Annotated in this window: 1 protein-coding gene; it reads left to right on the forward strand. The window is 33.8% G+C overall.

Features of this window, described 5'->3' with window-relative positions; translation table 11 throughout:
* Positions 1-43: 43 nt before the first annotated feature.
* Positions 44-777, forward strand: a 734-nt coding sequence (locus RI76_RS02155) for a reverse transcriptase domain-containing protein (protein WP_017192507.1), incomplete at its 3' end; no start/stop codon positions are given.

A 777-nucleotide genomic window follows, 5' to 3' on the forward strand; every position in this document is an offset into this window, starting at 1 on the left:
AATAATATTTCGAGTTTAAAAGGCGTAGAAGGGCGGTGGCTATATGCTATCAAAGGAAAGTAAAATTTCAAAACTAACTACGCATTTAAACAGAATTGAGACGAGATCAAAAAACAACAAGAACGTTCCAAAGCGTACTTTTCAATGGATTACTAACAATATTGAAAGTTACTATATGGCTTTTAATAAAATAGCATCTAATAAAGGAGCTGGAACGGCTGGGGTTGACTTCCAAACCATCGACGGAGTGGATTTAAAGAAGCTCCAAAAATGGAATAAAGAAGTAAGAGAAGGAACATATAAACCTTCACCAGTAAAAAGAATAGAAATCCCCAAACCAAATTGTAAACTAAGACCTCTGGGAATTCCCACCATCAAAGATAGGGTCATTCAAGAAGTCATAAGAAAACAATTGGAAGCATATTACGAACCAAAATTCTCCGAATTCAGCTATGGATTTAGACCTGGAAAATCGACACATGATTGTTTAAAACGTTTTAAACAGAGATTTAAGGGGATTAATTGGTTTATCAAAATCGATTTAAAAGATTTTTTTGATACGGTAAATCATAAAATGCTATATGAAATCATGGATAAAGATATCTCAAAATATAAAGTCAAAAGACTAGTGGCTAGAATGGTTAAAAGTGGGGTCACGAAACAAGGACAATACACAGAAACCATGGCGGGAACACCCCAAGGAGGGATTATTTCACCTATCTTATCGAACGTCATTTTAAATGAATTAGATAAATATATAGGAACCCTTCAAAAAGA

The sequence above is a fragment of the Milkweed yellows phytoplasma str. MW1 genome, from assembly GCF_000309485.1.
In the GTDB taxonomy this organism is placed as follows: Bacteria; Bacillota_I; Bacilli_A; order Acholeplasmatales; family Acholeplasmataceae; genus Phytoplasma.